The following is a 7,031-nucleotide window of genomic DNA, read 5'->3' as shown; positions in this document are numbered from 1 at the left end:
CAGGCAGAAGCAGTTGTGAAATATGTACTGGAGAACCAGTCACTGGAAGGTCTTGTGAATGAAGAGGGTTATACAGATGCGGTATCCTCCGTCAGCATTAATTTAATGGGATTTGTAAACGGAGTGAAAGACTGTTTAAGCCAGGCATCCGGAGAAAGCGTCAGCCAGACGGCAGAACTTAAAGATGGAACTTACACCTGTGAATCACCGGAATTTGACAAGAACGGATTCAAAGACCAGGTGAGTATGACAGTTAAGGATAATGCCATTACAGCGCTTACCTGGGACTGCATAAAGGAAGATGGGACCAAAAAGAGCCAGCTTTCCATGGATGGAAAGTATGTCATGACGGAAAAAGGCCCCAAGTGGCATGAACAGGCGGAAGCAGTTGTGAAATATGTACTGGAGAACCAGTCACTGGAAGGTCTTGTGAATGAAGAGGGTTATACAGATTCCGTATCCTCTGTCAGCATTAACTTAATGGGATTTGTAAACGGAGTAAAAGACTGTTTAAGCCAGGCATCAAAGCAGCAGTAGGATTTATATTCCCGGAAACCGGCAGGAATTGCCCTTTTCCGGGATTTTTCTTTTTACACCGGTACGTAAGTGTGATAAGATGGAATCTGCAGGTTATAAAGAAGGAGCTTTGAAATGAATAAAAAGAAATCGGCACACATGGCCGCACTATACGGAATGCTGATTGCGCTTGCCTTTGTTCTCAGCTTTGTGGAAAGTCTCATTCCCATTTCCCTGGGTATACCGGGTGTAAAACTGGGGTTGGCAAATCTGGTAACCGTTGTGGGGCTTTATACCGTGGGAACCACCGGAACCATAGTTGTCTCTCTTCTTCGAATTGTACTGACAGGATTTACGTTCGGGAACTTATTTGCCATGCTGTACAGTCTGGCTGGCTGGGGACTGAGCATTGCCATTATGGTTCTTTGCAAAAAAAAGAACTGGTTTGGAACTTCAGGAATCAGTATACTGGGAGGAATCGGACATAATATCGGACAGATTACCGTGGCAGCCTTCGTGGTGAAGCAGCCGGGGGTGTTTTTTTATCTTCCAATGCTGTTAATAGCCGGTACAGCAGCAGGACTGGTCATTGGAATTCTTGGATCCATGATTATCAGCAGAATCAAGGATGTTATAAAAAAATTGTATTAAATCAAAAAGATATTATATTGTGTTAAGGCTTTGTCAAAGGTATAATGGGAGAGACAAAAGATGGAATGAAATCCAGGAGGAATAGCAGAATGATTGATAAGGCAATTAAGAAACTGGTAACTTATGGGCTGGAAACAGGGCTGATCAGTGAAGAAGACCGTTATTATGCAGTAAATCAGATTCTCGACGTATTGTGGCTGGACGAGTATGAAGAGCCGCAGGATGAACCGGGTGATATAGATTTGGAAGAAGTTCTTGGCGAAATGCTGGACTATGCCTTTGAAACTGGTATTATTCCTGAAAACAGCATTACATACAGGGACTTGCTTGATTCCAAGCTGATGAATTGTCTGATGCCCAGACCAAGTGAAGTGGAAACCAGATTCTGGGGATTATACAATCATCAGTCGCCTCAGGCAGCCACTGAATATTATTATAAACTGAGTCAGGATTCTGATTATATCAGACGGTACCGGATAAAAAAGGATATGAGATGGGTGACCGCTTCCAAATACGGAGATCTGGATATCACCATTAATTTATCAAAACCGGAAAAAGATCCTAAAGCCATCGCAGCTGCAAAGCTTGCAAAGCAAAGCGGTTATCCCAAATGCCAGCTTTGTATGGAGAACGAGGGCTATGCAGGAAGAACGGATCATCCGGCCAGAAATAACCACAGAATCATACGATTAAAGATCAATAACAGCCAGTGGGGATTTCAATACTCTCCATATGTTTATTATAATGAACACTGTATTGTTTTCAACGGATCTCATACCCCAATGAAGATCGAAAGGGACACCTTTGTAAAATTATTTGATTTTGTTAAGCAGTTTCCTCATTATTTCCTGGGGTCTAATGCTGATCTCCCCATTGTAGGCGGATCAATCTTATCCCATGACCATTTTCAGGGAGGAAATTATGATTTTGCAATGGCGAAAGCCAAAGAAGAAGAGTTGTTTTGCATAGAGGGGTTTGAACATGTGACAGCCGGTATCGTGAAATGGCCCATGTCTGTTCTGCGTACAAGAAGCAAAAAACCGGAGGATTTAATTGAACTTGGTACAAAAGTACTGGAATCCTGGAGAGCCTATACCGATGAATCCGTCTTTGTTTTTGCAAGTACTGACGGACAGCCTCATAATACCATAACCCCCATTGCAAGAAAACGGGGTGATGAATATGAACTGGATCTCGTACTTAGAAATAATATTACGACGAAAGAATTTCCTTACGGAGTCTATCACCCTCATGAAGAGCTGCACCATATAAAGAAAGAAAATATTGGCTTAATTGAAGTGATGGGACTCGCTGTTCTTCCCTCCAGACTGAAGGAAGAGTTAAATCTCATATCGGAATATCTGATTGAGGGCAGAGACTTAAGAAGCAATGAAACAATTGAAAAGCATGGAGACTGGGTTGATTCATTCCGCACAGCTTACCAATCCTTCACGAAAGATAATATAGATGACATATTAAAAAAAGAGGTTGGACTTGTGTTTGAACGTGTGCTTGAGGATTCCGGTGTATTCAAATACGATGAGGCAGGAAGAGCCGGATTTAAGCGCTTTCTCACCAGCATGGGATTTAAACTGGTGCCACAATAGAAAGACTGTGATACTATCAGATAGAATCATGTTTGTAATTATCTTCCCTTTGAGTTATATTCTAGTGGGAACGGATGGAAAGTCTCCGTTTACTGAATACGGAACCGGACTTATGAGCCGGAGGGGGACATATTAACAGTCATGAAGCAGATAGAAAATAAAACACTGAGAACGCTTACGGAGTATGGACTGATTACGTTCAGTATCTGGATTATGGTGGTGGGGATTTACTTCTTTAAATTTCCCAATAATTTTGCTTTCGGAGGTGTAACCGGGCTTGCGACTGTGATCAGCGCATTAACTCATTGGTCAGCAAGTCAGTTTACTACGATTGTGAACACTGTGCTGCTTGTGCTTGGATTTCTGTTTTTAGGCCGGAGTTTTGGTGTTAAGACCGTCTATGCCAGTGTCCTGATGTCGGTTTTCTTATATATTCTGGAAAAGGTATGCCCGATTTCCCAACCACTGACAAAAGAGCCGCTGCTGGAACTGATTTTTGCCATACTTCTGCCAAGTGTTGGGACTGCCATTCTGTTTAACATCGGAGCATCAAGCGGAGGCACGGACATTATTGCGATGATTTTAAAACGATATACCAGCTTTAATATTGGAACTGTTCTTCTGTTAGTGGATGTGACCGGAGTGATTATCGCTTATTTTGTCTTTGGACCAGAGACGGGACTGTTTTCTTCCCTGGGATTAATGGCAAAATCATTGGTAATTGACGATGTCATTGAAAACATGAATCTTTGTAAATGCTTCAGCATCATTTGTGATGACCCCGCTCCGATCTGCGATTATATTATTCATGGACTGAACCGCAGCGCTACGGTATATGAAGCCCAGGGTGCTTTCAGCCACCATAAAAAGACGGTGATTCTGACAACCATGAAACGTTCTCAGGCACTTAAGCTTCGAAATTATATACGCAGTGTGGAACCGTCTGCATTTGTACTCATTTCCAATTCAAGCGAAATTATAGGCAAGGGATTTCTTGCCAGTTAAAGAATAGAAAAAAACCGAAGGACTGTTGTTCTTCGGTTTTTTGCATAAAAAATATTAATTTCATAATGCAAAATCAGTTAAAAATGACGAAAATGTGCTTTAACACTTTAAAAACACATAAATTTAAAGCAATAAAATTGACGGAGGTTATTTTTTGTAGTATGATACAAATTAAGTTCTGAACAGGACAAGTTTTAGAAGAAAGAGGAGAGAAATTATGAAAAAGAAAGCGAAAGCATTATCCCTGGCACTTGCAGGTATCATGATGTTGTCCCTTGCTGCATGCTCCGGCAAGGCGCCTGAAAAGACGGAGGCAGCTGCGGATACCACAGCAGCGCAAAGCTCTGAAAAAGCAAGCGAAGCAGCAACCACAGCGGCTAAAACAGCAGATGGAAAACAGTATAAGATTGGAGTTCTTCAGCTGGTTCAGCATACGGCTTTAGATGCTTCTAATAAAGGATTTATTCAGGCACTGGATGACGCCGGTTTAAACTATACGGTTGATCAGCAGAACGCTTCCGGTGACCAGCCTACCTGTCAGACGATTGCCAGCAAGCTGGTGAATGATGGAGACGATTTAATTCTTGCCATAGCAACTCCGGCAGCTCAGGCTGTAGCAGGCGCAACCAGTGAGATACCGGTACTTGTAACGGCTGTTACGGACCCGGCCGCTTCCGATCTGGTTGAAAGCAATGAAGTGCCAGGAGGCAATATTACCGGTACCTCAGATCTGACTCCTGTAAAAGAACAGATCTCCTTATTAAAGAAGATTCTCCCGGATGCGAAAACAGTAGGTGTTCTTTACTGTACAGCAGAATCCAACTCTGAAATTCAGGCAAAGATGGCAAAGGAAGCAATTGAGGCGGAAGGAATGACAGGCGTTGATTATACCGTTTCAAGCTCCAATGAGATCCAGACAGTTGTTACCTCCATGGTGGGAAAAGTGGACGCAATCTATGCACCGACAGATAACACCATTGCAGCAGGTATGACTACGGTAGCGATGATTGCCAACGAAAATAAAATCCCTACAATCTGCGGAGAAGAAGGAATGGTAAAAGCAGGCGGTCTTGCAACTTATGGGATCGATTACTATGAGCTTGGTTATTTAACCGGCAAGCAGGCAGTGAAGATCTTAACAGAAGGCGGAGACGTTTCTAAAATGCCGATTGAATACCTTCCACTGGAAAAGTGCAAACTGTCTGTAAATGAAGAAACTGCAAAGACACTGGGTATTGATTTATCCGGTCTGAAATAAAAACATAAAGAATAAAATGGTTGAAACGAACAGGCGGTCTGGAAAACGACCGCCTGTAATCCATAGATGCTTTACATAAAAGATGAATCAGGCATTTTTTATGTAAGGCATTTATGCCTGTGAAAAGAAAGCATGCGGAGGAATGATTGATGAGCGGTTTACTGGTATCCCTTCAGGACGCGGTGGTTCAGGGCGTTTTATGGGGGATTATGGTATTAGGTGTCTATATTACCTATAAGTTGTTGGATATTGCGGATTTGACCGTAGACGGAAGCTTTGCTTTGGGCGGCTGTGTCTGCGCCGTTATGATACTTAATTTTCATGTGGATCCGTGGGTTGCCCTGGCAGTGGCGGCAATTGCAGGAATGGCTGCCGGAGCAGTGACAGGATTGTTACATACAATCTTTGAAATTCCGGCCATACTGGCGGGAATATTGACCCAGATCGGATTATGGTCCGTTAATCTGAGGATCATGGGAGGCAAGAGCAACGTTCCCCTTTTAAAGACCGATACAATTATGTCAAAATTCATTGATCTTACCGGTCTGAATAAACCCGTTGCGTCTCTTGTGATTGGTATCGGAATTGCAGTGATCATGATTGCGCTTCTTTACTGGTTTTTCGGAACAGAAATCGGCAGCGCCATGCGTGCCACCGGCAATAATGAATCAATGATACGCGCCCAGGGAGTTAATACCAACTGGACGAAGCTTCTGGCACTGGTTATCAGCAACGGACTGGTGGGAATATCAGGCGGTCTTGTCTGCCAGAGCCAGAAATATGCGGATATCGGTATGGGAACCGGAGCGATTGTCATCGGCCTTGCAGCCATTGTAATCGGAGAGGTGCTGATGGGCAGGCTTCGTTCTTTTGGAAGTAAACTGACTTCTGCAGTTGTGGGTTCCGTGATTTATTTCGTGATCCGTGCAGTTGTATTAAGAATGGGTATGAATGCCAATGATATGAAACTGTTGTCAGCAGTGATTGTTGCAGTGGCGCTCTGCGTGCCTGTTGTGGTGAGAAAGCTTCGTCTGAAGAAATCTTACACAGAAGGAGGAGAATGATCATGCTTGATATTAAGAATGTAAGAAAAACCTTTAATAAGAATACAATTAATGAGAAAAAAGCGCTGAATGGCATTAACCTTCATCTGAATGAGGGAGACTTTGTTACAGTCATCGGCGGAAACGGAGCCGGGAAATCAACGATGTTAAATATGGTTGCCGGCGTATACCCCATTGATTCTGGAAAGATTGAAATAGACGGAATCAATATTTCCAGATATCCGGAATACAAAAGAGCCCAGTATATCGGCAGGGTTTTTCAGGATCCTATGATGGGAACAGCCGCCGGTATGGAGATACAGGAGAATATGGCGCTTGCATACAGAAGAGGAAAAGCAAGAGGCTTGTCATGGGGAATTAAATCCGAAGAAAAAGCATTTTATTATGATGCCATTCAGAAACTGGGACTGGGTCTGCAGGACCGTATGACCAATAAGGTGGGACTTCTTTCCGGAGGCCAGAGGCAGGCACTTACTCTTTTGATGGCGACGCTTCAGAAACCAAAGCTTCTGCTTTTAGATGAGCATACGGCTGCACTGGACCCCAAGACAGCAAGAAAAGTTCTTGATATTACGCAGGAGATTGTGGCTGAGCAGAATCTGACCACACTTATGATTACCCATAATATGAAAGATGCCATTCAGATCGGCAACCGTCTGATTATGATGCATGAAGGCCGTATCATATATGATGTTTCAGGGGAGGCAAAGAAAAAACTGGAAGTGGAAGATCTGCTGAAAAAATTTGAAGAAGCCAGCGGAGAGGAATTCTCCAATGACCGCATGATTCTGGCAAAATAAATTGATGAACAGGACGGGGGCGTTAGCAGATGCCTTTGGTCCTGTTTTTAATTAGTTTGTAACATAATCTTAATAATTTTTTGAAATACAATTGTCGCAATATGTAATAAATTGTGATATACTGTAGCAG

6 protein-coding genes and 1 pseudogene are annotated in these 7,031 nt (G+C 43.0%); all 7 read left to right on the top strand.

What is annotated here, in order from left to right; all coding sequences use genetic code 11:
• Positions 1–537 (top strand): annotated as a pseudogene (locus tag DS742_RS03160) (FMN-binding protein); the annotation flags it as partial.
• A 114-nt stretch (positions 538–651) separates the two neighbouring features.
• Positions 652–1,167 (top strand): Gx transporter family protein, encoded by a 516-nt coding sequence (locus DS742_RS03155; protein WP_117415574.1) that lies wholly within the window; start codon positions 652–654, stop codon positions 1,165–1,167.
• Between the two features lie 89 nt (positions 1,168–1,256).
• Complete coding sequence (gene galT, locus DS742_RS03150) at positions 1,257–2,774, top strand: UDP-glucose--hexose-1-phosphate uridylyltransferase (protein WP_117415573.1); 1,518 nt, start codon at positions 1,257–1,259, stop codon at positions 2,772–2,774.
• Positions 2,775–2,915: 141 nt separating this feature from the next.
• Positions 2,916–3,779 (top strand): YitT family protein, encoded by an 864-nt coding sequence (locus DS742_RS03145; RefSeq protein WP_117415572.1) that lies wholly within the window; start codon positions 2,916–2,918, stop codon positions 3,777–3,779.
• A gap of 217 nt (positions 3,780–3,996) precedes the next feature.
• Positions 3,997–5,037 (top strand): ABC transporter substrate-binding protein, encoded by a 1,041-nt coding sequence (locus DS742_RS03140; protein ID WP_117415571.1) that lies wholly within the window; start codon positions 3,997–3,999, stop codon positions 5,035–5,037.
• A 149-nt stretch (positions 5,038–5,186) separates the two neighbouring features.
• Positions 5,187–6,101: an ABC transporter permease gene (locus DS742_RS03135; protein WP_117415570.1), complete on the top strand. Its 915-nt coding sequence runs from the start codon at positions 5,187–5,189 to the stop codon at positions 6,099–6,101.
• A gap of 2 nt (positions 6,102–6,103) precedes the next feature.
• Complete coding sequence (locus DS742_RS03130) at positions 6,104–6,901, top strand: ABC transporter ATP-binding protein (RefSeq protein WP_117415569.1); 798 nt, start codon at positions 6,104–6,106, stop codon at positions 6,899–6,901.
• Positions 6,902–7,031: the final 130 nt, after the last annotated feature.

Source organism: Lacrimispora amygdalina, assembly GCF_003432035.1.
GTDB lineage: Bacteria > Bacillota > Clostridia > Lachnospirales > Lachnospiraceae > Lacrimispora > Lacrimispora amygdalina.
Note: the sequence above shows the minus strand (reverse complement) of the source record. Positions and strands in the feature narration are given on the sequence as shown.